Here is a 373-nt window from a genome sequence, read left to right as displayed (position 1 = left end):
GTGGAGGTTACCGGACTCGAACCGGTGACCCCTTGCTTGCAAAGCAAGTGTTCTACCAGCTGAACTAAACCCCCGGTCCGTTCCTTCTCGCCAACTCGCTGAGCTTGAAGCTTTCTTTGCTTACTTTCTCGAAAGAAAGTAAGTGGTGGGCCCAAGTGGACTCGAACCACCGACCTCACGATTATCAGTCGTGCGCTCTAGCCAGCTGAGCTATGGGCCCGTTCAGAGCCTGACGCAGCGTGCGCCCTCTAAATTAAACAACGTAACGCATCTCTACACCATACTGACCTAGGACACTACAGCAAAACCTCGTCTTGCTGAGTTCTCCTTAGAAAGGAGGTGATCCAGCCGCACCTTCCGATACGGCTACCTT

Annotated in this window: 2 tRNA genes; both read right to left on the bottom strand. The window is 53.1% G+C overall.

What is annotated here, in order from left to right:
• Nucleotide 1: 1 nt before the first annotated feature.
• A tRNA-Ala gene (locus tag H6B31_RS16835) sits at nt 2-74 on the bottom strand.
• Between the two features lie 69 nt (nt 75-143).
• Nucleotides 144-220: transfer RNA gene (locus tag H6B31_RS16830), tRNA-Ile, on the bottom strand.
• Nucleotides 221-373 lie beyond the last annotated feature (153 nt).

Source organism: Pseudoflavonifractor capillosus, assembly GCF_016899775.1.
Lineage (GTDB): Bacteria > Bacillota > Clostridia > Oscillospirales > Oscillospiraceae > Lawsonibacter.
The sequence above is the reverse complement of the archived record's forward strand: the minus strand, read 5'-3'. Positions and strand labels throughout refer to the sequence as shown.